This is a genomic window from Paracoccus sanguinis (genome assembly GCF_012689545.1).
Lineage (GTDB): Bacteria > Pseudomonadota > Alphaproteobacteria > Rhodobacterales > Rhodobacteraceae > Paracoccus > Paracoccus panacisoli.
This window is the reverse complement of record NZ_CP051542.1, coordinates 939,649-964,986: the sequence shown is the minus strand read 5'-3', so window position 1 is coordinate 964,986 and position 25,338 is coordinate 939,649. Positions and strand designations below refer to the sequence as shown.

Below are 25,338 nucleotides of genomic sequence, written 5' to 3'. Positions count from 1 at the left end.
GGCGAGTGTTGCAAGGCCGCGCCTCAGACCCACGGCTGGGACTGGGCGATCCGCGCCTCATAGGCGTCGATCGCGGGGGCCTTCTCCATCGTCAGGCCGATGTCGTCGAGCCCGTTGAGCAGGCAGTGCTTGCGGTGCGGGTCCATCTCGAACGGATAGGCCGTCCCGTCCGCGCCGGTCACCGTCTGCGCCTCGAGGTCCACGGTCAGCCGCGCGTTGGCCCCGTTCTCGGCGTCGCGCATCAGCGCCGCCACCGCCGGCTCGGGCAGCACGATCGGCAGGATGCCGTTCTTGAAGCAGTTGTTGTAGAAGATGTCGGCGAAGCTGGTCGAGATCACGCAGCGGATGCCATAGTCGAGCAGCGCCCACGGCGCGTGCTCGCGTGACGAGCCGCAGCCGAAGTTGTCGCCCGCGACGATGATCTGCGCCTCGCGCCAGGCCGGCTTGTTCAGCACGAAGTCGGGGTTCTCGGAGCCGTCCGCGGTGTAGCGCATCTCGTCGAACAGGTTCTTGCCCAGCCCCGAGCGATGGATCGTCTTCAGAAACTGCTTGGGGATGATCATGTCGGTGTCGATGTTGACCAGCGGCATGGGCGCCGCGATGCCGGTCAGGGTGGTGAAGGGGGTCATGGGTTCCTCGGATCAGGGGCGGGGCGCCGGCTTTGCAGGTGCGGGGCCGGGCGCCGTGAAAGCTGCGGAGACGTCGGCAGAGGCCGGGGGATGGATCATCCCCCGGGTCCTCAGGCCTCGACGCCCATCACCTCGCGGACGTCCACCAGGTGCCCGGCGATGCCCGCCGCGGCCGCCATCACCGGCGACATCAGGTGGGTGCGGCCGCCGCGGCCCATCCGGCCCTCGAAGTTGCGGTTCGAGGTCGCGGCGCAGCGCTCGCCCGGCGCGAGCTGGTCGGGGTTCATTCCGAGGCACATCGAGCATCCCGCGAGCCGCCACTCGAAGCCCGCGTCGGTGAAGACCTTGTCGAGCCCCTCTTCCTCGGCCTGCATCCGCACCAGTCCCGAGCCGGGCACCACCATGCCGCGCACGCCCTCGGCGAGGTGCCGGCCGCGCAGGATGCCGGCGGCGGCGCGCAGATCCTCGATCCGGCCGTTGGTGCACGAGCCGATGAACACCGCGTCCACCTTGATGTCGGTCAGCGCCATCCCCGGCGTCAGCCCCATGTAGTCGAGCGAGCGGCGCGCCGCCTCGACCTTGCCGCCCTCGAAATCCTCAGGCGCGGGGACCCGCGCGCCGATCGGCAGCACGTCCTCGGGCGAGGTGCCCCAGGTCACCACCGGCTCGATGTCCTCGGCGCGGATGGTGATGACCTTGTCCCAGTGCGCGTCCTCGTCGCTGGAAAGGGTCTTCCACCAGGCCAGCGCGGCTTCCCACGCGGCACCCTTGGGGGCGTGGGGGCGGCCCCTGACGTACTCGAAGGTCTTGGCGTCGGGCGCGATCAGCCCGGCGCGGGCGCCGCCCTCGATGGCCATGTTGCAGACCGTCATGCGGCCTTCCATGGACAGGTCGCGGATCGCCTCGCCGCAGTATTCGATCACGTAGCCGGTGCCGCCGGCGGTGCCGGTCTTGCCGATCACGGCGAGCGTGATGTCCTTGGCCGTCACGCCGGGACGCAGACGCCCGGTGATCTCGACCTTCATGTTCTTCGACTTCTTCTGGATCAGCGTCTGGGTGGCGAGCACGTGCTCGACCTCGGACGTGCCGATCCCGTGGGCGAGCGCGCCGAACGCACCGTGGGTGGCGGTGTGGCTGTCGCCGCAGACGACGGTCATGCCGGGCAGGGTCCAGCCCTGCTCGGGGCCGACGATGTGGACGATGCCCTGGCGGACGTCGTTCATCGGATAGTAGTTCAGCCCGAAGTCGCGGGCGTTCTTGTCCAGCTCGGCGACCTGCACGCGGCCCTCGGGGTTCTCGATCCCCATCACCCGGTCGGGGGTGGTGGGCACGTTATGATCCGGCACGGCGATGGTCTGGTCGGGGCGGCGCACGCGGCGGCCGCTCATCCGCAGGCCCTCGAAGGCCTGCGGGCTCGTCACCTCGTGGACGAGATGGCGGTCGATGTAGAGCAGGCAGGTGCCGTCGGGCTGGCGATCGACGACATGGGCGTCGAAGATCTTGTCATAGAGCGTACGGGGACCGGGGGTGGCGTCAGCGCCGTGGGTCTGGCCGGGCATGGCTGTCACTTTCATCAAGGATGGCGGGCGAAGCAGGGGGATGGACCCGGCCGCGAGAGGGGGGACCGGTCCGGCGCGCGGGGCGGCGGCCCCCGAACGGGGCGCGCGGCCGTGGCCGCCGGCTCAAAGTCGCGCGGTGACGGTCCGGCTGACGCCGTAGAAGCGGCCGGGCAGGCGGACGCGATCGTGAATGTCGAAATACCGGAACATCTGGACGCAGATTAGGCACCTCGGCGCCGGGCTTCAAGCGCCGAGCGCAGGGTCCAATGGCCCGTTTCCGGCGATTCCACCCTCCGGGCGTTGAGATGAGCGCGAAACGTGCTATCTTTGTCCCATCCCGGCGCCGGGGCATTGCGGCGCGCTGACCGGAGGAAGTCCCCTGTCCACCACCGTCCCGTCGCCGCAACCGGCGACCGCGACCACCGCGGGCCCGAGCGAATCGCTGCTCGACCGCATCCTGTCCTCGCTCGAAGACGACAAGGCCGAGGACATCGTCACCATCGACCTGCGCGGTCGCTCGGCCATGGCGGACCACATGGTGATCGCCTCGGGCCGCAACGCCCGGCAGGTCGCGGCCATCGCCGAGCACCTGATCGACAAGCTCAAGCAGGACCTGGGCCTGATCGCCCGGATCGAGGGCAAGGACACCGGCGACTGGGTGCTGATCGACACCGACGACGTGATCGTTCACATCTTCCGCCCCGAGGTGCGCGAGTTCTACCAGCTCGAGAAGATGTGGATGCCGGCCGACGCGCTGGGCGCGCTGCGCGCCGACGCCGCGCGGGACGCGGGGCGCGAGGCGGCCGAGTTCCGGGCGCCGAACTGACCGCCCGGCCGGGCGGGCTGACAGCCGACGGGGTGGCCGCGCCATGATGCGCCTGCGGATCGCGGCGGTCGGCCGCCTCGGCGCGCGTACGCCCGAGGCGGCGCTCATCGACGACTACCTCACCCGCTTCACCCAGACGGGACGGGTGCTGGGCCTCGGCCCGGCGACCATCGCCGAGGTGGAGGACCGCAAGGGCGGCGGCAAGGCGGCCGAGGCCGCGCTGCTCTCCCGCCAGATCCCCGAGGGCGCGGCGCTCATCGCGCTGGACGAGCGCGGGCGCCTCATCTCCTCACCCGACTTCGCCGCTGCACTGGCGCGCTTCCGCGATCAGGGCCGCCCCGAGGCGGTGTGCCTGATCGGCGGCGCCGACGGGCTGGACCCGGCGCTGCGGGACCGGGCCGATCTGGTGCTGTCGTTCGGGGCGATGGTCTGGCCGCACATGCTGGTGCGGGTGATGCTGGCCGAACAGCTCTACCGCGCGGCCACCATCCTCGCCGGCGGCCCCTACCACCGGGCCTGAGCGCGGCGCGCGCCTTCTTTCTTGCCCAAATATCGCGGGGTCCGGGGCAGCGCCCCGGTCCGGCGCTTACAGCATCCCCGGCAGCACCAGATCCGGCGGCCGGTGGCCATCGGCGAAGGTCTTGATGTTGATGATGACCTTCTCGCCCATCTCAAGCCGCCCCTCGACCGTGGCCGAGCCCATGTGCGGCAGCATCACCACGTTCGGCGCCTCGCGCAGCCGCGGGTTGATCTCGTGCCCGTGCTCGAACACGTCGAGCCCGGCGCCCGCCAGCTCCCCCGCCCGCAGCATCCGGGTCAGGGCGTTCTCGTCGATCACCTCGCCGCGCGAGGTGTTCACGATCACTGCCGAGGGCTTCATCAGCTTCAGCCGCCGCGCGTTCAGCAGGTGGAACGTCGAGGGCGTGTGCGGCGCGTTGATCGACAGGATGTCCACACGGGCAAGCATCTGGTCGAGGCTCTCCCACCACGTCGCCTTCAGGTCCTCCTCGACCTCGGGGCGCAGGCGGCGGCGGTTGTGGTAATGGACCTGCATCCCGAAGACGTTGGCGCGCCGGGCAATGGCCTGGCCGATCCGCCCCATCCCGAGGATGCCGAGACGCCGCCCGCCGATCCGCCCGCCCAGATGCGAGGTCGGTGCCCAGCCCTCCCAGCGGCCGGCCTGCATCTCGGCCAGGCCTTCGGGAATGCGGCGGGTCACGGCCAGCATCAGCGCGATCGCCATGTCGGCGGTGTCCTCGGTCGCCGCGCCGGGGGTGTTCGAGACGAGGATGCCGCGGCGGCGCGCCGTCTCCACGTCGATGTGATCGACGCCGGCGCCGTAGTTCGCGATCAGCCGCAGCCGCTCGCCGGCCCCGGCCAGCAGGTTGGCGTCGATGTGGTCGGTCACGGTCGGCACCAGCACGTCGGTGTCGCGCATCGCGGCGGCGAGTTCCTCGCGCGTCATGCGCACGTCCACGTCGCGCAGCTGCACGTCGAACAGCTCGGCCATCCGCGCCTCGACGGGCTGCGGCAGTCGCCGCGTCACCGTCACCTTGATCCGATCACGAGGAGATGCGGTGTCCGTCATGCGACTTCTCTTTCAATGCCCAACCAGCTTTGGCAAACTGCCCGCAAGGCGGGGCCGGCACAAGACCCCGAAGGGACAGCACCCATCGGCCGCAGTGACGCAGGGCGCGCGTCGGCGGCGGGATGCAGCGACGAGTCGAGGAAGGCAATTCATGGCACGGGCACTCTTTTCGGCACCGTTCGCGCGGCGCAGAGCGGGACGCATCGCGGCAACGGCGGTGCTGCTGGGCGGGGTGGCGCTGGCCGTCGTCGGGGCGGGCTCCGGCGAAGCGGCCTCCCAAACCGGGATGCCGGGCGCCACCGCGGCGCAGCCGAAGTCCGCCCCCGCGGGGCAGGGCGGCAAGCTTTCGGCCGGGGCGGTGGCCGACGGGGGCGCGGCGGGCGACGGGGCGGCCGTGGCCGAGGGGGCGGGCGAGGGCGCCCCGGCGGCCATCGACGTCAACCCCACCGACATCACGGCGGATTCGCTGATCTCGCGCCATCAGGACGCGCCCCGCGACCCGCACCGCGGGCCGGTGACGAACCTGCCGCTGCCGCGCTACGTCAGCCTCAAGGGCGGCGAGGGCAACGCCCGGCGCGGCCCCAGCCTCTCGCACCGCATCGACTGGGTGTTCCGCCATCCGGGGATGCCGCTGAGGGTCGTGGCCGAGTTCGGCCACTGGCGCCGGGTCGAGGATCAGGACGGCGCCGGCGGCTGGGTGCACTACTCGCTGCTCTCAGGCGTGCGGACCGCGATCATCACCACCGACATGGCCGAGCTGCGCGCCCGCCCCGACACCAACGGCACGGTCATCGCACGGGCCGAGGCCGGGGCCATCGTCCGGCTGCACGAGTGCAACCGCGACTGGTGCCGCGTCTCGGGGGGCGGCGAGAAGGGGTGGGTGATCAAGACCTCGCTCTGGGGCGTGGACGCGGCCGAGACCCGCGACTGACGCGCAACAGCCTCGCCAGAATGACGAACGCCCCGAGGATGACCCTCGGGGCGTCGTCGTGTCAGGACACTCGTCCCGGCCGATCAGGCCGAGATTACATGCACTTATTACATGCACTTGTAGTAGGTCAGCGTGGTGGTGTCCTCGGTCACGCGCATCACGCCGGGACGCAGCGAGATGTTCAGCTGGCGGTTCGCGGCGCCCGAGCAGCCCAGCGAGACGCTGGTGAAGTTCGTCTCGACCTTCGACGAGGTCGCGGTGCAGTTCGCGGCCGGGAAGGTGAAGTTCCGGCCCTGGATCGTCAGGCGGCCCTTCGACGCCGGGTCGTTGCACTGCGAGGCGACGAGGTTCCAGGTCCCGTCGAGCGAGTCCGGGGCGTTGATGGCGCCCGAGGTCGCGGTCGGGGCAGCCGGGGCGACCGCCGGGCCGTCCACGACGACGACGGGCTCGGCACCGGGGGTGGTGACGGTGGTCGTGGTCTGGCCGGGCAGACAGGCCGACAGCGACAAGGCGGCCACCAGGGCCAGGGCGGGCTTCAGATAGGTCATTTTCAGGTTACTCCCTCTTGAAAATGAAATGCGACGGGGCGCTGAGGTCACAACGCGCCAAGCATCCGGTTTCGTTCCCGAAATATCGTTGACCTGCGCAGAAACCTGCAAGCCCGTCGCAACGTCGCGCCACGCGTCGCGCGGAAGGTGTGGCCGGGCCGCTGCGGTCGCTTCATCCGCCGAGATCACGGATGATCACGCGCCCGTGATCGGCTGTGGCTCAGGCGCTGGCGCCGGGCCCGACGGCCCCGCGGCCGCCACACACCCGGCAGCCCGGCCGGGCCGCGATTCCGAGCCGGCGGGTGTCACCCCACAGCCCGTCAAACAGCACCATCTGCCCGCGCAGCCCCGCCCCGCTGGCCGCCCCCGGCGAGCCCGCGACGCCGATCCCCGCGATCAGCTTGACCGCCTCGAGCGCCATGAGGCTGCCCACCACGCCCGGCAGCGCCCCGACGACGCCGGCCTCGGCGCAGGACGGGGCGAGGCCCGGGGCGGGCGCCTCGGGGAAGAGGCAGGCGAGGCAGGGGCCGCCGCGGGCGGGATCGTAGAGGGCGACCTGCCCCTCCCACTGGGCGATGGCGCCGGCGATCAGCGGCACGCCCGCCGCGACGCAGGCGGCGTTGACGGCCTGCCGGCTGGCGAAGCTGTCAGTGCCGTCGAGCACGAGGTCATGCCCGGCGACCAGCGCGCTGTCATCGGCGGTGATGCGGCGCAGCAGCGGCGTGACGGCGACGTGCGGGTTCAGCCGAGCCAGCGCCGCGGCGGCGGCCTCGGCCTTCGGGGCGCCGAGGTCGTCGGTGGTGAAGATCACCTGCCGCTGCAGGTTCGACAGCCCCACGTCGTCGTCGTCGGCCACCGTGATCCGCCCGACCCCGGCCGCGGCGAGGTACAGAAGCACCGGCGCCCCCAGCCCGCCCGCCCCCACGACCAGCACCCGCGCCGCCCGCAGCCGCCGCTGCCCCGCGCCGCCCAGCTCGCGCAGGACGATGTGGCGGGCGTAGCGGTCGAGTTCCGGGTCGGTCAGCGGCCCGTGCGGATCGTCGGGCGGCGTGGCCGCGGCGCTCGCCTGCGGAAGGGGCGGGGAGGGGGCCGCCTCGACCCCGGCGCGCGGCGCGGCGGTGGTCGTCCCCGGCCTTGCCTCGACCGTCGCCCCGGCGCGCCCGCGCAACAGCCGCAGCAGCGCCGCGTAGCCCAACCCGAGCAGCAGCGCCGCCCCCGCCACGGTCCACCAGGCGAAGCGGGCGAGGCCCTCGGGGCCGGGCGCGCCCCGCAGCCCCAGCCAGACCATCCCGGCCAGCCAGACCGCCGCCACCGCCGCGATCAGCCCGCGCAGCCCCCAGCGCCAGCCGACCAGCCCGGCACCGATCGCGCCTGCGACGACCCAGATCATGTGGCCCCCGTCGAGCCGAAGCCGCCCTGCCGCCCCGTCGAAGCCGAGAACGCCTCGACCTCGGCCAGCACCGGGCGGACGACGGGGACGAACAGCATCTGCGCGATCCGCTCGCCCGGCGCGATCGGGATCGGCGGCGCGCCGGGAGGGTTGCGGTTCCAGGCGCTGACCATGATCTCGTGTGTATAGTCGGCGTCGATCAGCCCGACGGCATTGCCCATCACCAGCCCCTTGCCGTGCCCGAGCCCCGAGCGCGGCAGGATCAGCGCGGCCAGATGCGGGTCTGCCATGTGCAGCGCGATCCCGGTCGGGATCAGCACCGCCGCCGCCCCCGCGGCGATCTCGACCGGGGCGTCGAGGCAGGCCCGCAGGTCGAGCGCCGCGGCGCCCGTCGTCTGCCAGTCGGGCAGGCCCCAGTCGCGCAGGCGCGCATCGAGCACCCGGATCTCGACCCGCGGGGTGGTGGCGAAACTCATCGGCCTCTCCTTCGATTCTCGGCCCCGCCGGGGCGGGGTCGCTCGCGCCCTCCCATAGGCCAAGCGCCCCGCGCCGTCACCGCCCGCGCGAAACCGCGCGCCCGCGGCACTCATTCTTCCTTGCCCCAAATATCCCGGGGGGCCGCCCCGCAGGGGTGGCGGGGGCAGCGCCCCCTCGGCGGGTGACACCCTCCCCCCCCGCCTCGCCCCCCGCCTTGCCCCCGCTCGCCCCGGCCCTTAGAACCGCGGCCTGAAACAGGGAACTGCCATGAGCCAGCCGAACCACCCCCCGCGTCCCGTGGTCCTCTGCATCCTCGACGGCTGGGGCATCTCGGACCGTCCCGAACAGAGCGCCCCGGACCAGGCCGCCACGCCGAACTATGACCGGCTGCGGGCCGAATGCCCGAACGCCACGCTCGTCACCTTCGGCCCTGACGTTGGGCTGCCGCGGGGGCAGATGGGCAACTCAGAGGTCGGGCACACCAACATCGGCGCGGGCCGGGTGGTGGCGATGGACCTGGGCCAGATCGACCTCGCCATCGAGGACGGCAGCTTCTTCGCCAACAGCGGCATCGGCGCCTTCGTCGCCCGCCTGCGCGAGACGGGGGGGACGGCGCATCTCATCGGCGTCGTCTCGAACGGCGGCGTGCACGGGCACCTGACCCATATCGCGGCGGCCGCCCGGGCGGTGGCCGAGGCCGGCGTGCCGGTCGTCATCCACGCCGTCACCGACGGCCGCGACGTGCCGCCGCAGTCGGCGCAGGGCTTCATCACCGAGCTGGCCGGCAGCCTGCCCGAGGATGCCCGCATCGGCACCGTGATCGGCCGCTACTACGCCATGGACCGCGACAACCGGTGGGAGCGGGTGGAGAAGGCCTATGCCGCCATCACCCGCGCCGAGGGCCTGCCGGCGCTGACCGCCGACGCCGCCGTCGTCGAAAGCTACGCCCGCGGCGAGACCGACGAGTTCATCCTGCCCCATGTCGTCGCAGGCTACGCCGGGGCGCGGGACGGGGACGGGATCTTCTGCCTCAACTTCCGCGCCGACCGGGCGCGCGAGATCATGGCGGCGCTGGCCCAGCCCGATTTCGCGGCCTTCGACGTGACCGGCCGCCCGGCCTGGGGGGCGGTGCTGGGGATGGTGGATTATTCGGCGCTCCACGACGGCTTCATGACCGCGGCCTACCCCAAGCGGCAGGTGGTCAACACGCTGGGCGCCTGGGTCGCGGCGCAGGGCCTGCGGCAGTTCCGGCTGGCCGAGACCGAGAAATACCCGCACGTCACCTTCTTCCTCAACGGCGGGAAAGAGGCGCCCGAGGCGGGCGAGGACCGCTTCATGCCGCAAAGCCCCAAGGTGGCGACCTACGACCTCGCCCCCGAGATGGCGGCGGCCGAGGTGACCGAGCGGCTCGTCGCCGCCATCGGCGCGGGCTACGACCTGATCGTGGTCAACTTCGCCAACCCCGACATGGTCGGCCACACCGGCAGCCTGCCCGCCGCGATCCGCGCCTGCGAGGCGGTGGACCGGGGCGTGGGCGCCATGCTTTCGGCGCTCGACGCGGTGGGCGGCGCGGCGGTGATCATCGCCGACCACGGCAACTGCGAGACGATGGTGGACCCGGTGACCGGCGGCCCGCACACGGCGCACACGACGAACCCGGTGCCGGTGATCGTCTACGGCGGGCCCGAGGGGGCCACGCTGCGGCAGGGCGGGCGGCTGGCCGACGTGGCGCCGACGGTTCTCGACCTCATAGGCCTGCCGCTGCCGCCCGAGATGACCGGGCAGAGCCTGATCGAAAAGCCGGCCCCGTGACGCGGCACCCCGACACGCCCCTTCGCCTGACTGCCGCCCTCGCGCTCTGCCTTCTCGCGCTGCCCGCGGGGGCGCTGGCGCAGGCGGTGGTGACGGAAGGGGGGCAGAGCGCGGTCACCACGGCCAGCGGCGCCGACGCCGCCGCCCTGCCCGAGGGCGAGACCCCGGCCGAGGCCGCCGCCGCCGAGGCCGCCGCCGCGGCCGATGCGCTGAGGGCCGCCATCGGCACGCTCGACGGGGCGCTGACCGCCGACGACCAGGTGATCGCGCTGGGCCAGGTGATCCGCGCCTATGAGCAGGGGCAGGCCGCGCTCAGGGACAGCCTGCGCCGCGCCAGCCTGCGCGAGCGCCAGGTCCGGGCCGAGTTCGACGCCCGCCGCGACCGGCTGTCGCGCATCCTCGGGGTGATGACCGCCATGCAGCAATCGCCCGAGACGCTGATGCTGCTGCACCCCGCGGGCGCGACGGGCACGGCGCAGTCGGGGATGGTGATCTCGGCCATCACCCCGGCGCTCAGGGCCGAGGCCGACCGGCTCAAGTCCGGCCTCGACGAGATCGCAACCGTCCGCCGGATCGAGCAATCGGCCGCCGACACGCTCGCCCAGGGGCTCGGGCAGGTGCAGGAGGCGCGGCGGCTGCTCGCCTCGGCCGTCACCGACCGCTCGTCGGTCCCGACCCGCTTCGGCGAGGACCCGGCCGAGCTGACGGCGCTGGTCAAGTCGGCCGACACGCTCGATGCCTTCGCCCAGGGCATCTCCCAGATGGAACAGGACATCGGCGCCCCGATGGCCGATTTCGAGGCCGCCGAGGGCAGCCTGCCGCTGCCCGCGCTGGGTGAGCTGGCGCGCGGCTACCGCAAAGCGGACGCGCGGGGAATCGAGCGGCCGGGGATCACGCTGACCACCGCCCCCGCGGCGCTGGTCACCGCGCCCTGGCCCGCGACCATCCGCTATCGCGGCCCGCTGCTCGATTACGGCAATGTGATGATCGTCGAGCCGGCGCGCGGCTACCTGCTGGTACTGGCCGGCATGGCGCAGGTGTTCGGGGCCACCGGCGACGTGGTGGCGGCCGGCGAACCCTTGGGGATCATGGGCGGCAACGAGGGCCCGGCGGCCGAGTTCGGGGCCGGATTCGTCGAGGCCGCGACCGGCACCCATCCGCTGCCGGCGGCGCAATCGCTCTATATCGAGCTGCGGCAGGGCAAGGAAACGCTGGACCCGGCCGAATGGTTCGTGATGAATCCGGTCATAGCGGCGGCCCCGTCGGCCGCCGAGACGACACCCGACACGCCGCCCGCGGGCGCGCCCGGAACAGAACAGCAGGTCAGGACCACGGAATGAAAAACTATCTCATGGCCGGCATCGGCGGCGCGCTCGCCGGGCTCTTGCTGACCACCACGCTGGCGGGGCCGCTGCTCGCACAGGACGAGGCCAAGTCGTCCTCGGTCTACGAACAGCTCGACCTGTTCGGCAACGTGTTCGAGCGGGTGCAGCAGGACTACGTCGAAAGCGTGGACGCCAAGACCCTGATCGAGGCGGCGATCAACGGGATGCTGACCTCGCTCGACCCGCATTCCTCGTTCCTGGCCGCCAAGGACTATCAGGACATGCAGGAACAGACCCGCGGCAGCTTCGGCGGCCTCGGGATCGAGGTCGGGCAGGAGGACGGGCTCGTCAAGGTGATCTCGCCCATGGACGGCACGCCCGCGGCCGAGGCGGGGATCAAGCCCGGCGACTTCATCAGCCACGTGAACGGCGAATCGCTGATGGGGATGTCGCTCGACGAGGCGGTCGAGAAGATGCGCGGCCCGATCGGGTCCGAGGTCACCGTGACCATCCTGCGCAAGGACGAGAAAGAGCCGTTCGACGTCAAGATGACGCGCGAGACGATCAAGCTGACCGTGGTCCGCAGCCGGGTCGAGGGCCACGCCGTCGTCCTGCGCGTCGCCACCTTCAACGACGAGACCTATGACACGCTCAAGGCGGAACTTGAGAAGCAGGTCAAGGCGGCGGGGGGGATCGACAAGGTGACGGGCTTCGTCCTCGATCTGAGGAACAACCCGGGCGGGCTGCTCGACCAGGCGGTGCGGGTGTCGGACGCCTTCCTCGACAAGGGCGAGATCACCTCGACCCGCGGCCGCAACCCCGAGGACAACGAGCGCTGGAACGCCGAGCCGGGCGATCTGGCGCAGGGCAAGCCGATGGTGGCGCTGATCAACGGCGGCTCGGCCAGCGCCTCCGAGATCGTCACCGGCGCGCTGCAGGACCACCGCCGGGCGATCGTCGTCGGCACCAAGTCCTTCGGCAAGGGCTCGGTGCAGACGGTGGTGCCGGTGACCTCGGACAGCGCGATCCGGCTGACCACGGCGCGCTACTACACCCCCTCGGGGCGCTCGATCCAGGCGATGGGGATCAACCCCGACATCATCGTGGAACAGCCCCCCGCCCAGCCCAAGGACGAGGCCGGCGCGGAAGAGACGCCGCGCAGCGCCTCGCGCTTCACCACCTCGGAAAGCGACCTGCGGGGGGCGCTGAACAACGACGCGATCAGCGACGAGGAAAAGCGGCAGATCGAGGAGGAGGCCAAGCAGGTCGAGGCCACCGCCAAGCTGCGCGAGGAGGATTACCAGCTGGCCTACGCGGTCGACATCCTCAAGGGTCTCGCGGCGGTCGATTTCTCGGCCCGCGACGTGGCCGATGCGGCCAAGCCCGCGGTGACCGGGCAGGACGCGACCTCGAACGCCGCCCGCGAGGGGGCGGCTCCGAGCGGCGAGGGTGATCCGGCCGACGGCGAGCCCGCCGCGACCGACGCCGCCGCCCCCGATGCCGGGACCGACGCGGGGACCGACGCCGGGACGACCCCCGACGCCGCGACCGACGCGGCCCCCGAGGGCGCCACAGACGGCGCGACCGACGGCGCCACGGACACCCCCGACGCGACCGCGCCGGCCGACGCCCCCGTCGAGCGTCCGGCCGACCGTCCCACCGACGCCCCGGCGCCGCGGCCATGAGCAAGACGCCCGACGGCCCGCTCGGCCCCGCGGGGCTGCCCTATCGCCCCTGCGCGGGGGTGGTGCTGATCAACGAGGCCGGCCGGGTCTTCGCCGGCCACCGCATCGACAACGCCGCCGACGCCTGGCAGATGCCGCAGGGCGGGATCGACAAGGGCGAGGACCCGCGCGAGGCTGCCCTGCGCGAGCTGCGCGAAGAGACGGGGATCTCCGCCGATCTCTGCGACGTGGTGGCCGAGACCCCGGACTGGGTGCGCTACGACCTGCCGCCCGAGCTGGTTGGCAAAATCTGGAAGGGCCGCTATGGCGGTCAGGCCCAGAAGTGGTTCCTCGTCCGCTATCACGGCACCGACGATCAGGTGAACATCGCCACCGACCACCCCGAGTTCGACGCCTGGCAGTGGATGGCGCCCGAGGAAATCTCGAGCAAGATCGTGCCGTTCAAGCGCGCCGTCTACGACCGCGTGTTCGACGCGTTCCGCGAGCATCTCGCCAAGGGCTGACCGGCCCCTAGGCGGTCAGACTTCTTCCTTGCCGAAATATCCTCGGGGGTGCGGGGGCAGACAGCCCCCGCGCGCCGCCACTCAGCGGAACGCGAACAGCCCCGCGTCCGGGTCGGGCTTGCCGGCGATCGCGGCCGCCACGATCTGCGCCGCGATCATCGAGAAGGTGATCCCGTTGCCGCCGAACCCCATGACCGAGAACACCCGCTCGTGCCCCGGCACCCGGTCGATGATCGGCAGCCCGTCGGTGGTGTTACCGAACGGCGCCGACCAGACATAGGCGGGCGTCCCGATCTCGATCCCGGTCAGCGCCCGCAGCTTTTCGGCGATGACCGCGGCCTTGCGGTCGAGCAGCGCCGGGTCGTCGTTGCGGTCCGGGCTGTCCTCGTCCTCGCCGCCCACGATCAGCCGCCCCTGCGGCGTGGTGCGGAAGTAGAGATAGGGGTCCGACGCCTCCCACACGAGGAAGTCGTCGAGCCACGCCGGGTGCGCCACCCGCGGGCGCGAGGCAAGCGCCCAGGTCGAGGTGATCTCGTGGCTCGGGCTCTCCATGTTGGGCAGGAACTCGTAGCCGGTGCAGAACACCGCGTGGGCGGCGGTGATCACGCAGCCGTCGCGGGTGGCGAGCGCCACGCCGCCGGGCAGCTCGGCCATGTCGGTGACCTCGACCCCCTCGGCGATGACGGCGCCGCGGGCGACGGCGGCGGCGAGCATCCCGGCGGCCAGCTGCGCCGGGTTGGCGCTGGCCGACGCGTCCGAGACGATCGCCGCGGTCCGGTCGATGCCGAACCGCTCGCGCAGCGCGGCCCGCGACAGGTATTCGCAGGAAATCCCCGCCGCATGGCGCGCCTCGGCCTCGGTCTTGAGCCCGCGCCCGCCCATGTCGTCGCCAACGAGATAGAGCGCCCGCTTCGGCTGCATGTCGCAGTCGATCTTCAGCCGCCGGGTCAGCGCCACCAGGTCGCCCACCGCCCGGACCGAACGCAGCCACGCTCCCTCGGCCCGCGCCCGGCCGGTCTGCCGGATCAGGCGCGACAGCGGCACATCGATCTCGTGCTGGATCATCGCCGTCGAGGCGGGCGTCGAGCCGCGCACCGCCCGGCGTCGGTCGAGCACCAGCACCTTGCGGCCCGCCCGGCTCAGCGCCTCGGCCACCAGCGCGCCGCTGATCCCGGCCCCGACCACCACCGCATCCCACCCCGACCGCGCCGGCATCGGCCCGGCCGGCGGGGTGATGCGCGGGGTGTGCAACCAGAAGCTGTCGCCGGTTCTCAGGTCGTCCTTGCGGGTCTCGGCATCCTTGGTCATCACATCCTCACGCGGGTCGCACCCGCCGAAAGCCACGCCGCGTCAGGCGGTTCCCGTGACCCGAGGTGAAACATGGACGATCCCGTCGCGCCCTTCGAACTGGGGCGGATGTTCTTCGGGGAACACCCGCCGCTCTATTACGCCGAGATCGTCGTCCGCACCGTCATCATCTACGGCTATACCCTCGCGCTGATCCGCTGGATCGGCGGGCGCTCGGTGGCGCAGCTCTCGATGGTGGACCTGCTGCTGGTCATCGCGCTCGGCTCGGCGGTCGGCGACGCCACCTTCTACGACGACGTGCCGATGCTGCAGGCGATGACCGTGGTGACGGTGATCGTGGGGCTGAACAAGCTGATCGACTCGCTCATCGAGCGGTCCGAGCGCGTCAAGCACCTGATCGACGGCCGCCCGGTCGCGGTGCTGAGCGGGGGGCGGCTGCTGCCCGAAGGCATGGCGCACCGCGACCTGAGCGCGCTCGAGGTCAAGGCGATGCTGCGGATGGCCGGGGTGCAGAACCTGGGCGAGGTCGCGGGGGCCTATCTCGAGGCCGGGGGCGGCCTGTCGGTGGTCCGGCGCGAGCGGCCCGCCCCGGGCCTCGCCATCGTCCCGCCCCTGAACCTGCTGCCGTCGTCCGAGGCCAGCGATCCCCCGCCCGCCCGGGCGGGAGAGGCCGCCTGCTGCCTCAACTGCGGGGCCATCCACGCCTCCGCGTCCGCCGCCTGCCCGGACTGCGGGTGCAGCCGGTGGACCCGCCCGTCCGACCCGCCCGACAGCCCCGGTCCCGACGTCAGGCGGTGAAGTCGGCGACCCGCGCCCCGGCGGCGCGGCAGAGCGCCGCGGGCGGGGCGGCAAAGACGTGGCGGGGCGTGCCGGCGGCGGCCCAGACGGTGTCGAACTCGGACAGACGCGGGTCCCAGTAGGCCTCGACCGGGCCGAGGTGCCCGACCGGCGCCACCCCGCCGATCGCAAACCCCGTCTCGGCCCGGATCAGCGCGGCGTCGGCCTTGCCCAGCCGTTGCCCGGCGACGGCAGAGGCCTTGGCCGGATCGACCCGGTTGCCGCCTGCGGTGAGGAACAGCACGACATGGCCCGTGTCCTCGCCGCGGAAGATGATCGACTTCGCGATCTGGTCCACCGCGCAGCCGACGGCGGCCGCGGCCTCCTCGGCGGTGCGGCAGGCGCCGGCCTCGATCACCCGGACGGGCAGGTCGGCTGCCGCCAGCGCCGCCTCGACCCTTGCCAAACTTCGGCTCATGTCCCAACCCCGTTGCCATGACGGCGGGCAACATCGCAGGGGGCGCGGGATGGCACAACAGGTCTACACGCTGCTTGTCGAGGTCGGCCGCAAGGCGGGCGACGGCCTGCCCAAGGGCGCCACGGGTGCCGCGCTGATCTGCTATGCCGCCGGCCGCGACCAGGCCGAGGCGGTGCGCGAGACGGTGGCGATCCTCAAGCAGGCCGACCTCGCGCCGCTCGAGGTGCAGGGGTACGGCAGCCTCGAGGACCGGCTGAAGGGCGGCGACGAGATCCCCGACGAAGAGCGCGCGCTGATGGCCCGGGCGCTGGACGAGAACAGCGTGATCGTCGCCCAGATGGAGCCGCTGTATCCCGAGGACGACGCCCCGCGGGGATGAGCCGAACCGGCCCGCCGCAGGGCAGGGCGCGCGCGACGGGTTGCCAGCCGCGCGGGCGCGCGGTTAGGATTCGCCCAAGCAAAACCATAACACGGCGAGGGCAGCAGATGGTGATTTCGATGACGCGAGGGGTCGCGCGGGTGGCGATGTCGGCGGCGCTGGTGGCGGCGCTGGCGTCCTGCGGCGTGCGGGTCGCGCCGGGCAGCGGCGGCGGCGCCCAGACCGTCGCCCCGATCCCCGCGACCGACCCCGGCACCGAGGCCGGTTTCCGCAAGTGGGTCAACGACTTCCGCCCCCGCGCGCTGTCGCAGGGGATCACCCCCGCGACCTATGACCGGGCCATGTCCATCGCCCGCTACAACCCCGAGGTGATCCGGCTGGACCGCAAGCAGGCCGAGTTCTCGCGCCCGGTCTGGCTCTATCTCGACGGCGCGGTCTCGGACGTGCGGGTGGCGACGGGGCGGCAGATGCTGGCCCGCCACGCCGGCACGCTCGCCGCGATCGAGGGCCGCTACGGCGTCCCGCGCGAGATCGTGCTCGCGGTCTGGGGGATGGAGTCGAACTTCGGCTCGAACCGCGGCCGGATGCAGATCATCCCGTCGCTGGCGACGCTCGCCTTCGACGGCCGCCGCGCGGGGATGTTCCAGGAACAGCTGATCGCGGCGCTCAAGATCATCCAGGCCGGCGACACCGATCCGCAGCACATGCTGGGCTCGTGGGCGGGGGCGATGGGGCACACCCAGTTCATGCCGACCTCGTACCTGAGCTACGCGGTCGATTTCACCGGCGACGGGCGGCGCGACATCTGGTCGGACGACCCGACCGACAGCCTCGCCTCGACCGCGGCCTATCTGGCCCGCAACGGCTGGGTGCGTGGCCAGGCGTGGGGGACCGAGGTCGACCTGCCGCAGGGCTTCTCGGCCGTGGGCAAGGGCACCCGGCGGTCGTCGGCCCAGTGGGCGGCGGCGGGCGTACGGCGCAAGGGCGGCGGCGCGCTGCCGCAGGGCACCGGCTCGATCATCCGCCCGGCCGGGGCGCGCGGGCCTGCGTTCCTGATCCTCGACAACTTCCGCGCGATCCTGCGCTACAACAACTCGGACAGCTATGCGCTGGGGGTGTCTTACCTCGGCGAGGCCATTGCCGGGCGGCAGGGCATCATCGGCGCCTGGCCGCGCTCGGACCGGCCGCTGAGCCAGGCCGAGCGGGTCGAGATCCAGCGCCTGCTGACCGCGCGCGGCTTCTACCGCGACGAGATCGACGGCAAGATTGGCTCGGGCACGATGGAGAGCATTTCGGCCTTCCAGCGCTCGATCGGGGTGCCGCCGGACGGCTATGCGACCTCGATCCTGCTCGGGCAGCTGCGCGGGCGCTAGGCGCGGGCCGGGGGCCGCCCCCCGGAAACCCTGGGGGATGTCAGCCAGAAAGAAGGGCCGCGGCGATGTGCTGCGGCCCTTTCGGGTGGCAAGCGGTGCTCTGCGTGGCGGTCAGGCGAGCGCCTGCACCACCCAGATCATGAACAGCGCCCCGACCAGCGCCGCGAGGCCCTGGGCAAGCCAGCTGCCGGCGCGCATGTTGATCCCGGCGAGGCCGAGCAGCCAGTTGCCGACCATGCCGCCGACGATGCCCACGACGATATTGGCGAAGATCCCGGTCCCCGTCCCCATGATGCCCGAGGCGATCCACCCCGCCATCCCGCCGACGATGATCGCGGCCAGCCAACCCAGTCCCTGCATGGCAAACTCCTGTCCCTGTGCGCGCTCAAACGCCGGTTGGCGGGCGCGGGTTTCCTGTGGGGCTCGCGGAAAGTGCTGGCGGCAGCGCGCCTTAACCGGATCTCAACGGGTCGCGGGCTATGCCGGGGGCAGTTCATTCAGGGAATCGCCTCATGCCGCTTGATACCACCCAGCAGATGCTGATCGAACAGCGCGTCGCCAATGACGCGAAATCGCCGCTCATCGCCTATCTTCTGCTGCTGTTCGTCGGCGGCTTCGGCGCGCACCGGTTCTATCTGGGCCACACGGGGTCGGCGGTGCTGATGCTGGTGCTGTGGCTCGTCGGCTGGGTGACGCTGCCGATCATGGTGGGGATCGTGCCGCTCGGCGTCGTGGGTGTCTGGGTCTTCATCGACCTGTTCCTCGTCCCGGGCATGGTCGCGCGGGACAAGGACCGGGTGCGCCGGCTCATGCGCGGGGAACTCGAGCTTGCCGCCGGCAACCCTCCGGCCGTGGCCCTGTCGCAGCCCGCCTGACCGGGCGGGCCGGGGCGCCTGTGCTGCGCGGACGTTCAGTCGCGCAGCAGCTCGTTGATCGAGGTCTTCGAGCGGGTCTTGGCGTCGACCCGCTTGACGATCACCGCGCAGTAGAGATGCACGCCGTTCTTCGACGGCATCGAGCCCGCGACCACGACCGAGCCCGCGGGTACCTCGCCATACATGACAGCGCCGGTTTCGCGGTCGACGATCTTGGTGGACTGGCCGATGAACACGCCCATCCCGAGGACCGAACCCTCGCGCACGATCACCCCCTCGACCACCTCCGAGCGGGCGCCGATGAAGCAGTCGTCCTCGATGATCGTCGGGCCCGCCTGCATCGGCTCCAGCACGCCGCCGATGCCGACGCCACCCGACAGGTGCACGCGCTTGCCGATCTGGGCGCAGCTGCCGACGGTGGCCCAGGTGTCGACCATCGTGCCCTCGTCCACGAACGCCCCGAGGTTGACGAAGCTCGGCATCAGCACCACGCCGCGGGCGATATGGGCCGAGCGGCGCACGACGCAGTTCGGCACCGCGCGGAAGCCCGCCTCGCGCCAGCGGTTCTCGCCCCAGCCGGCGAACTTGTTGTCCACCTTGTCCCACCAGGTGCCGTCCTGCGGACCGCCCGGCTGCAGCTCCATGTCCTTGAGGCGGAAGCCGAGCAGCACCGCCTTTTTCGCCCACTGGTTCACGTGCCAGTCGGCGCCGCGCCGCTCGGCCACGCGCAGCTCGCCCCGGTCGAGCGCCTCGAGCGTCGCCTCGACCGCGTCGCGGTGCGCACCGGTGGTGGCGGGGGAGATGCTGTCGCGGTCCTCCCACGCGGCCTCGATGGCGGCCTCGAGCGCGGCAGAGGCGGGGGCGGCGGCTTGGGCGGGGGGCTGGGTCATCCTCGGGTCATCCTCGGGCTGGGGGTCGGGTGGAAATCATGCCCGTTCGGCTATAAGCCGGGCGGGACCGGCCGCGCAACGCCGCGCGGCCGCAGGATGAGGTTGAGATGACGCCTGCCGACGACGACCGCGCCAACGTGTTCCGCCACAGCGAGGAGGACGCGGTGATCGCGGCACAGGACCCCGATACGCCGCAGACCCGCGCCCCGGCCTATCGCCTCGCCTTCACCGACACCGAGTTCCTGCTGCGCGAAGAGCTGCGCCCGGTGCGGCTGCAGCTCGAGTTGCTCAAGCCGCAGCTGGTGATGGACGAGCGCGGCGTCAAATCCACCGTGGTGATGTTCGGCGGCGCCCGCATCCCCGCGCCCGAGGACGCCGGGCGGGCCCGCACCCCGACGCTGGCCGGGCTGTCGCATTACTACGCCGAGGCCGAGCGCTTCGCCCGCCTCATCACCGAGCGCAGCATGGCAAGCTACGGCCGCGACTGGGTGATCTGCACCGGCGGCGGCCCCGGGGTGATGGAGGCCGGCAACAAGGGCGCCCACGAGGCCGGCGGCCAGTCGATCGGGCTGGGGATCGTTCTGCCGCACGAGCAGGCGCCGAACCTGTATGTGACGCCGGACCTGTCCTTCAACTTCCACTACTTCGCCATCCGCAAGATGCATTTCCTGATGCGGGCGCGGGCGATCACGGTGTTCCCCGGCGGCTTCGGGACGCTCGACGAGATGTTCGAGACGCTGACGCTGATCCAGACCAAGCGGATGAAGCGGGTGCCGTTCCTGATGTTCGGCCGGTCGTTCTGGGACAGCATCATCAACTGGGAGGCGCTGGCCGAATCGGGGACGATCAGCCCCGAGGATCTCGCGCTGATGACCTTCGTCGAGACCGCCGACGAGGCCATCGCGGCGATCGACGCCTTCCGCAGCGACGACTGCGACTGACGCGCGGGCGGAGGTTGGGGCGGCGGGCGGCAGGGGTCGCCTGATGGCGCCGGGCCGGCGGATAAGCCTAGCGGGGCAGCGTTTCGGGGCGGGCCGTCAGGCCGTTTTCGTCGGGCGACTGACTCGACGTCTTGCCTGAGCGCGGAGTCTCCAACCCCTGTCCTGAAAAGCTGTCTGCCAATGGCCGTTACAAAGGACGTCGCGCACAGCAGGTGCACGGGCCGCGCAGCGGGAGGCCGTGACCCGGGGCGGGGTGCGTTGGACGTCCGGTGGTCGCGGTCAGTGGCCGTAGCCGCGACAGAGACGCTCATCTTCCCGCGCGGGGTTGTTGTGAGCCGTTGAGGGTGTGCCAGCGTCGTGCAACCTTGGGAGCCGTTGGAACAGCGTAACCTCTGGACGCGGTCTGCTCGAGCAACCCTGACAGCGCGTTCGGCCGACCGCTGCCCGTTCCCCGTTCCCCGTTCCCCGGACCCCGATGCCCGCTTCTTTCCTGCCCAAATATCCCGGGGGGTCCGGGGGGCCGGCCCCCCGGTGGCGCGCCGATCCTGCCCCTGTATCGCTCAAACCGGCAGGTCAGAAGGGCATCCATCGGGGCCTGAGGCCGCCCCCAGCATCAGCCACCCCCATCCCCACAATCTCTTTCCAACTTGAAACTTAAAGCTTGAAATACATCCGGCCGCGCCGCAGGATCACCTCACTTCGGCGATGTGGGGAGGCGTGGCCGTGAAGATACTCTGCCTCGGGGGCGGCCCTGCTGGGCTCTATTTCGCCATCTCGATGAAGCTGCGCGACCCCGCGCACCAGGTCACCGTGCTCGAGCGGAACCGGGCACGGGACACCTTCGGCTGGGGCGTGGTGCTGTCGGACGACGCGCTGGGGCGGATGCAGAAGAATGACCCGGCCTCGACCGAGGCGATCCGCAGCCATTTCGCCTATTGGGACGACATCGCCGTGATCAAGGACGGCGTCCGCACCGTCTCGGGCGGGCACGGCTTCGCCGGCATCGGGCGGCGGCAGATGCTGATCCTGCTGCAGGACCGGGCCCGCGAACTCGGCGTCGACCTGCGCTTCGAGACCGAGTTCACCAGCGTCGAGGCGCTGCGGGGCGATTACGACCTCGTGGTCGGCTGCGACGGCATCAACTCGGTCGTGCGGCGCGAATACGCCGAACATTTCCGGCCCGACATCGACACGCGGCTCTGCAAGTTCGTCTGGCTCGGCACGCACCAGAAGTTCGACGACGCCTTCACCTTCATCTTCGAGCGCACCCCGGCGGGCTGGATCTGGGCCCATGTCTACCAGTTCGACGACACCACAGCGACCTTCATCGTCGAGACCACGCCCGACGTCTGGGACGCGCTCGGCTTTGCCGACATGAGCAAGGAAGAGACGGTCGAGACCTGCCGGCGCATCTTCGAGCGCCATCTCGGCGGGCACGAGCTGATGTCGAACGCCGCCCATCTGCGCGGCTCGGCGGTGTGGATGCAGTTCCCTCGGGTGATCTGCGAGACCTGGCACCACGAGAACGTCGTGCTGATGGGCGACGCCGCGGCGACGGGGCATTTCTCGATCGGCTCGGGCTCGCGGCTCGCCTTCGACAGCGCCATCGCGCTGGCCGAATACCTGCACTCGGAACCGACGATGGAGGCCGCCTTCCAGCGCTATCAGGACGAGCGGCGGCTCGAGGTGTTGCGGCTGCAGTCGGCGGCCCGCAATAGCCTCGAGTGGTTCGAGCAGGTCGGCCGCTACCTCGACTTCGAGCCGGTGCAGTTCGCCTATTCGCTGCTCACCCGCAGCCAGCGGATCAGCCACGAGAACCTGCGCCTGCGCGACCCGGAATGGCTGGGCGCGGCCGAGGACTGGTTCCAGTCGCGGGCCGGGGGCACGCCGGGCCGGGCGCCCATGTTCGCCCCGTTCCGGCTGGGGGACATGACACTCAAGAACCGCGTCGTCGTCTCGCCCATGGCGCAGTACCGGGCCGAGAACGGCAGCCCGACCGACTGGCACCTCGTCCATCTGGGCGAGCGCGCCAAGGGCGGTGCCGGGCTCGTTTACACCGAGATGACCTGCGTCTCGCCCGAGGGCCGGATCACCCCCGGCTGCCCCGGCCTCTACGCGCCCGAACACGAGGCCGCCTGGCGCCGGATCGTCGACTTCATCCATGCCGAGACGGACGCGAGGATCTGCTGCCAGATCGGCCACGCCGGGCGGAAGGGCTCGACCCGGCTGGGGTGGGAGGGGATGGACCAGCCCCTCGAGACCGGCAACTGGCCGCTGATGTCGGCAAGCCCGATCCCCTGGGCCGAGGGCAGCGCGACGCCGGCCGAGATGACCCGCGCCGACATGGACCTGGTGCGCGACCAGTTCGTCGCGGCGACCGAGATGGCCGCCCGCGCCGGCTTCGACATGGTCGAGCTGCACGCGGCGCACGGCTATCTCGTCTCGTCCTTCATCTCGCCCGCCTCGAACCGGCGGACGGACGAGTATGGCGGCAGCCTCGAGAACCGGCTGCGCTGGCCGCTCGAGGTGTTCCGGGCGATGCGCGCGGCGTGGCCCGCGGGCAAGCCGATCGCGGTTCGCATCAGCGCCACCGACTGGCTCGACGCCGAGGGCGTGACGCCGGAAGAGGCGGTCGAGATCGCGCGGGCCTTCCACGACGCGGGCGCGGACCTGATCGACGTGTCGGCCGGGCAGACTTCGACCGCGGCGCGGCCGGTCTATGGGCGGATGTTCCAGACGCCGTTTTCGGACCGCATCCGCAACGAGCTGTCGATCCCGACGATGGCGGTGGGCAACATCACCGAGCCGGACCACGTCAACTCGATCCTGATGGCCGGGCGCGCCGATCTGGTGGCGATTGCGCGGCCGCATCTGGCCGACCCCTACTGGACGCTGCACGCCGCCGTGACGCTGGGCGACGAGGCCGAGCCGTGGCCGAAGCCCTATCTCGCCGGCCGCGATCAGGCCTATCGGCTGCGCGCCCGCGAGCAGGAGGCGATCCGTGCCTGACGCGGCCCGCCCTCTCGCCGGCCGCCTCGCCCTGATCACCGGGGGTGGCACCGGCGTGGGCGCCGACCTCGCCCGCGGGTTCGCAAGCGCGGGGGCCGAGGTGGTGGTGGCGGGGCGCCGCCGCGATCCGCTCGATCGGGTCGCGGCCGAGACAGGGGCGCGGGCGCTCACCTGCGACGTGACGGACGAGGCGAGCGTCGCGGCGCTGTTTGAGGCCGCCGGGCCCTGCGACATCGTGATCGCCAACGCCGGCGCGGCCGACAGCGCGCCCTTTGCCAGGCTCTCGCGCGACCAGTTCGACGCGGTGCTCGCGGTGAACCTGACCGGCACGTTCCTCACCCTGCGCGAGGGGCTGCGGCGGATGGAGGGCTGGGGGCGGCTGATCGCGGTCGCCTCGACCGCCGGGCTCAAGGGCTATCCCTATGTCGCCCATTACACCGCCGCCAAGCACGGGGTGGTGGGGCTGGTGCGGGCGCTCGCGCAAGAGCTGGGGCCGCGGGGGATCACCGCCAACGCGCTCTGCCCCGGGTTCCTCGACACCGAGATGACCGAGCGGACGCTCGACACCATCACCCGCACGACCGGCCGCGACCGCGAGGCGGCGCAGGCCGCGCTGGTCCGCGCCAATCCCCAGCGCCGGCTGGTGGCGCCGTCCGAGGTCACCGCCGCCGCGCTGTGGCTGTGCAGCGACGGCGCCCGCGGCGTCAACGGCCAGGCCATCGCCATCGACGGGGGCGAGACATGAGCGCCCGCCCCGATGCGCCCACGCTGGCCACCGATCCGCTGTCCAAGCGGCGGCTGAGGCTCTGGATCCGGCTGCTCGGCGTCACCCGCCGGGCCGAGGGCGAGCTGCGCGACTTCCTGCGCCGCGACCACGCCACGACGCTGCCCCGCTTCGACGTGATGGCGGCGCTCTGGCGGCAGGAGCAGCCGATGACGATGACCGAGATCAGCCGTTGGCTGCTCGTCTCGAACGGCAACGTGACCGCGGTGGTGGACCGGCTCGAGGCCGAGGGGCTGGCGGTGCGGCTGCCCTGCGACGCCGACCGGCGCGCGGTGCGGGTCGCGCTGACCGAGGCGGGCCGGGCGCGGTTCGACGCCATGGCGCGCGCCCACGGGCAGGAGATCTCGCGCATCTTCGCCCCGCTCGACGAGGCCGATCTGGCCGAGATGCGCCGCATCCTGCGCAAACTGGAGCCTGCCGCATGACCCACGACCTTCTGCCCCGCACCGAGATGGCCGGCCTTCGCCCGACGCACTTCCAGTGGGAGATGCGCGGCCGGGTGGCGGTGATCCGTCTGGCCCGCCCCGAGCGCAAGAACCCGCTGACCTTCGCGAGCTACGCCGAACTGCGGGACACCTTCCGCGCGCTCGCGGTGGCGACCGACGTGGATGTGGTGGTGCTCGCCTCGAACGGTGGCAATTTCTGCTCGGGTGGCGACGTGCACGAGATCATCGGCCCGCTGGTCGGGATGGAGATGACGGACCTTCTCGCCTTCACCCGCCTCACCGGCGATCTGGTCCGGGCGATGCTGCACTGCAACCGCCCGGTGATCGCGGCGGTCGAGGGCGTCTGCGTCGGCGCCGGCGCGATCATGGCGATGGCCGCGGACCTGCGGCTCGCCGCGCCGGACGCGAAGGCCGCGTTCCTCTTCTCCCGCGTGGGCCTCGCCGGCTGCGACATGGGCGCCTGCGCGATGCTGCCGCGGATCATCGGGCAGGGGCGGGCGGCCGAGCTGCTCTACACCGGCCGGTCGATGTCGGCGGACGAAGGCGCGCGCTGGGGTTTCTGGAACGCGGTCCACGAGGATGTCGAGGCCGCCGCGCTGGCGCTGGCCGAGCGGATCGCCGCGGGGCCGGTCTGGGCGCACGGGATCACCAAGACGCAGCTTAACCAGGAATGGAACATGGGGCTGGACCAGGCCATCGAGGCCGAGGCGCAGGCCCAGGCGATCTGCATGCAGACCCGCGACTTCGCCCGCGCCTACCACGCCTTCGTGGCGCGCGAGACGCCGGTGTTCGAGGGGGACTGAGG

At 71.9% G+C, this 25,338-nt stretch carries 25 protein-coding genes and 1 pseudogene; 16 read left to right on the top strand and 10 right to left on the bottom strand.

The window, feature by feature from the left end; translation table 11 throughout:
• Nucleotides 1-23: 23 nt before the first annotated feature.
• Together leuD and leuC are read right to left on the bottom strand one after the other, a co-directional pair.
• Nucleotides 24-629 carry a 3-isopropylmalate dehydratase small subunit gene (gene leuD / locus HGN31_RS04650; RefSeq protein WP_036735874.1) on the bottom strand — a complete coding sequence of 202 codons (606 nt, stop codon included), beginning with the start codon at nucleotides 627-629 and terminating at the stop codon, nucleotides 24-26.
• 110 nt (nucleotides 630-739) lie between these two features.
• On the bottom strand, nucleotides 740-2,188 hold the full coding sequence (gene leuC, locus HGN31_RS04645) for a 3-isopropylmalate dehydratase large subunit (protein WP_168782475.1): 1,449 nt from the start codon (nucleotides 2,186-2,188) through the stop codon (nucleotides 740-742).
• Nucleotides 2,189-2,630: 442 nt separating this feature from the next.
• Here leuC and rsfS point away from each other — a divergent pair, with 442 nt between their 5' ends.
• Together rsfS and rlmH are read left to right on the top strand one after the other, a co-directional pair.
• Nucleotides 2,631-3,014 carry a ribosome silencing factor gene (gene rsfS / locus HGN31_RS04640; RefSeq protein ID WP_231555409.1) on the top strand — a complete coding sequence of 128 codons (384 nt, stop codon included), beginning with the start codon at nucleotides 2,631-2,633 and terminating at the stop codon, nucleotides 3,012-3,014.
• Nucleotides 3,015-3,060: 46 nt separating this feature from the next.
• Entirely contained in the window at nucleotides 3,061-3,534 is a 474-nt protein-coding gene (gene rlmH, locus HGN31_RS04635) for a 23S rRNA (pseudouridine(1915)-N(3))-methyltransferase RlmH (RefSeq protein WP_168783807.1), read from the top strand.
• Nucleotides 3,535-3,600: 66 nt separating this feature from the next.
• On the opposite strand, the gene HGN31_RS04630 is transcribed toward rlmH, so the two are convergent.
• On the bottom strand, nucleotides 3,601-4,602 hold the full coding sequence (locus HGN31_RS04630; protein WP_036704831.1) for a 2-hydroxyacid dehydrogenase: 1,002 nt from the start codon (nucleotides 4,600-4,602) through the stop codon (nucleotides 3,601-3,603).
• Between the two features lie 286 nt (nucleotides 4,603-4,888).
• On the opposite strand from HGN31_RS04630, the gene HGN31_RS04625 reads away from it, so the two are divergent.
• The gene (locus HGN31_RS04625; protein WP_425325333.1) at nucleotides 4,889-5,533 is read left to right on the top strand and encodes an SH3 domain-containing protein; all 645 of its coding nucleotides are present in this window, start codon (nucleotides 4,889-4,891) and stop codon (nucleotides 5,531-5,533) included.
• Nucleotides 5,534-5,640: 107 nt separating this feature from the next.
• Here HGN31_RS04625 and HGN31_RS04620 read toward each other — a convergent pair whose 3' ends face one another.
• The 3 genes from HGN31_RS04620 to dut all read right to left on the bottom strand — a co-directional run bounded on the left by HGN31_RS04620 (nucleotide 5,641) and on the right by dut (nucleotide 7,947).
• Nucleotides 5,641-6,081, bottom strand: a complete 441-nt coding sequence (locus HGN31_RS04620; protein ID WP_168782474.1) for a hypothetical protein — start codon at nucleotides 6,079-6,081, stop codon at nucleotides 5,641-5,643.
• Nucleotides 6,082-6,301: 220 nt separating this feature from the next.
• Nucleotides 6,302-7,471: a HesA/MoeB/ThiF family protein gene (locus tag HGN31_RS04615; protein WP_168782473.1), complete on the bottom strand. Its 1,170-nt coding sequence runs from the start codon at nucleotides 7,469-7,471 to the stop codon at nucleotides 6,302-6,304.
• A complete protein-coding gene (gene dut, locus HGN31_RS04610; RefSeq protein ID WP_168782472.1) occupies nucleotides 7,468-7,947 on the bottom strand; it encodes a dUTP diphosphatase in 480 nt (159 codons plus the stop codon). Before dut ends, HGN31_RS04615 begins: the two co-directional genes overlap by 4 nt.
• Before the next feature lie 268 nt (nucleotides 7,948-8,215).
• On the opposite strand from dut, the gene gpmI reads away from it, so the two are divergent.
• The 4 genes and pseudogenes from gpmI to HGN31_RS04590 all read left to right on the top strand — a co-directional run bounded on the left by gpmI (nucleotide 8,216) and on the right by HGN31_RS04590 (nucleotide 13,273).
• Nucleotides 8,216-9,760 carry a 2,3-bisphosphoglycerate-independent phosphoglycerate mutase gene (gene gpmI / locus HGN31_RS04605; RefSeq protein WP_168782471.1) on the top strand — a complete coding sequence of 515 codons (1,545 nt, stop codon included), beginning with the start codon at nucleotides 8,216-8,218 and terminating at the stop codon, nucleotides 9,758-9,760.
• Complete coding sequence (locus HGN31_RS04600) at nucleotides 9,757-11,100, top strand: murein hydrolase activator EnvC family protein (RefSeq protein ID WP_244961136.1); 1,344 nt, start codon at nucleotides 9,757-9,759, stop codon at nucleotides 11,098-11,100. The genes gpmI and HGN31_RS04600 overlap by 4 nt, the downstream gene beginning before the upstream one ends.
• Nucleotides 11,097-12,434 (top strand): annotated as a pseudogene (locus tag HGN31_RS04595) (S41 family peptidase); the annotation flags it as partial. The gene HGN31_RS04600 and the pseudogene HGN31_RS04595, both read left to right, overlap by 4 nt.
• 332 nt (nucleotides 12,435-12,766) lie before the next feature.
• A complete protein-coding gene (locus tag HGN31_RS04590) occupies nucleotides 12,767-13,273 on the top strand; it encodes an RNA pyrophosphohydrolase (protein ID WP_168782470.1) in 507 nt (168 codons plus the stop codon).
• A gap of 81 nt (nucleotides 13,274-13,354) precedes the next feature.
• Here HGN31_RS04590 and HGN31_RS04585 read toward each other — a convergent pair whose 3' ends face one another.
• Nucleotides 13,355-14,581 carry an NAD(P)/FAD-dependent oxidoreductase gene (locus tag HGN31_RS04585; protein ID WP_168782469.1) on the bottom strand — a complete coding sequence of 409 codons (1,227 nt, stop codon included), beginning with the start codon at nucleotides 14,579-14,581 and terminating at the stop codon, nucleotides 13,355-13,357.
• 72 nt (nucleotides 14,582-14,653) lie between these two features.
• Between HGN31_RS04585 and HGN31_RS04580 the strand changes: the two genes are divergently transcribed.
• Nucleotides 14,654-15,379: a DUF421 domain-containing protein gene (locus HGN31_RS04580; protein WP_168782468.1), complete on the top strand. Its 726-nt coding sequence runs from the start codon at nucleotides 14,654-14,656 to the stop codon at nucleotides 15,377-15,379.
• Here the strand turns inward: HGN31_RS04580 and HGN31_RS04575 are convergent.
• The gene (locus tag HGN31_RS04575) at nucleotides 15,369-15,836 is read right to left on the bottom strand and encodes a YbaK/EbsC family protein (protein ID WP_168782467.1); all 468 of its coding nucleotides are present in this window, start codon (nucleotides 15,834-15,836) and stop codon (nucleotides 15,369-15,371) included. The two genes, HGN31_RS04580 and HGN31_RS04575, sit on opposite strands and share 11 nt — an antisense overlap.
• Nucleotides 15,837-15,885: 49 nt before the next feature.
• Here HGN31_RS04575 and HGN31_RS04570 point away from each other — a divergent pair, with 49 nt between their 5' ends.
• Both HGN31_RS04570 and HGN31_RS04565 read left to right on the top strand, forming a co-directional pair.
• Nucleotides 15,886-16,215: a hypothetical protein gene (locus tag HGN31_RS04570; protein WP_168782466.1), complete on the top strand. Its 330-nt coding sequence runs from the start codon at nucleotides 15,886-15,888 to the stop codon at nucleotides 16,213-16,215.
• Nucleotides 16,216-16,334: 119 nt separating this feature from the next.
• Nucleotides 16,335-17,588, top strand: a complete 1,254-nt coding sequence (locus HGN31_RS04565; protein WP_211096334.1) for a lytic murein transglycosylase — start codon at nucleotides 16,335-16,337, stop codon at nucleotides 17,586-17,588.
• 111 nt (nucleotides 17,589-17,699) lie between these two features.
• Here the strand turns inward: HGN31_RS04565 and HGN31_RS04560 are convergent, their stop codons facing one another.
• Nucleotides 17,700-17,948: a GlsB/YeaQ/YmgE family stress response membrane protein gene (locus HGN31_RS04560; RefSeq protein ID WP_036704184.1), complete on the bottom strand. Its 249-nt coding sequence runs from the start codon at nucleotides 17,946-17,948 to the stop codon at nucleotides 17,700-17,702.
• Between the two features lie 152 nt (nucleotides 17,949-18,100).
• Between HGN31_RS04560 and HGN31_RS04555 the strand changes: the two genes are divergently transcribed.
• The gene (locus HGN31_RS04555) at nucleotides 18,101-18,463 is read left to right on the top strand and encodes a TM2 domain-containing protein (protein ID WP_036712702.1); all 363 of its coding nucleotides are present in this window, start codon (nucleotides 18,101-18,103) and stop codon (nucleotides 18,461-18,463) included.
• Nucleotides 18,464-18,498: 35 nt separating this feature from the next.
• Here the strand turns inward: HGN31_RS04555 and dapD are convergent, their stop codons facing one another.
• The gene (gene dapD / locus HGN31_RS04550) at nucleotides 18,499-19,353 is read right to left on the bottom strand and encodes a 2,3,4,5-tetrahydropyridine-2,6-dicarboxylate N-succinyltransferase (protein WP_168782464.1); all 855 of its coding nucleotides are present in this window, start codon (nucleotides 19,351-19,353) and stop codon (nucleotides 18,499-18,501) included.
• A 107-nt stretch (nucleotides 19,354-19,460) separates the two neighbouring features.
• Here dapD and HGN31_RS04545 point away from each other — a divergent pair, with 107 nt between their 5' ends.
• The 5 genes from HGN31_RS04545 (at nucleotide 19,461) to HGN31_RS04525 (ending at nucleotide 25,336) form a co-directional block, all read left to right on the top strand.
• Nucleotides 19,461-20,294 (top strand): LOG family protein, encoded by an 834-nt coding sequence (locus HGN31_RS04545; protein WP_168782463.1) that lies wholly within the window; start codon nucleotides 19,461-19,463, stop codon nucleotides 20,292-20,294.
• Between the two features lie 723 nt (nucleotides 20,295-21,017).
• Nucleotides 21,018-23,303, top strand: coding sequence for a bifunctional salicylyl-CoA 5-hydroxylase/oxidoreductase (locus HGN31_RS04540; protein WP_168783804.1), 2,286 nt, complete (start codon nucleotides 21,018-21,020; stop codon nucleotides 23,301-23,303).
• On the top strand, nucleotides 23,296-24,048 hold the full coding sequence (locus tag HGN31_RS04535) for an SDR family NAD(P)-dependent oxidoreductase (protein ID WP_168782462.1): 753 nt from the start codon (nucleotides 23,296-23,298) through the stop codon (nucleotides 24,046-24,048). Before HGN31_RS04540 ends, HGN31_RS04535 begins: the two co-directional genes overlap by 8 nt.
• Complete coding sequence (locus tag HGN31_RS04530) at nucleotides 24,045-24,512, top strand: MarR family winged helix-turn-helix transcriptional regulator (RefSeq protein ID WP_168782461.1); 468 nt, start codon at nucleotides 24,045-24,047, stop codon at nucleotides 24,510-24,512. Before HGN31_RS04535 ends, HGN31_RS04530 begins: the two co-directional genes overlap by 4 nt.
• A complete protein-coding gene (locus HGN31_RS04525) occupies nucleotides 24,509-25,336 on the top strand; it encodes an enoyl-CoA hydratase family protein (protein WP_168782460.1) in 828 nt (275 codons plus the stop codon). The genes HGN31_RS04530 and HGN31_RS04525 overlap by 4 nt, the downstream gene beginning before the upstream one ends.
• Nucleotides 25,337-25,338: the final 2 nt, after the last annotated feature.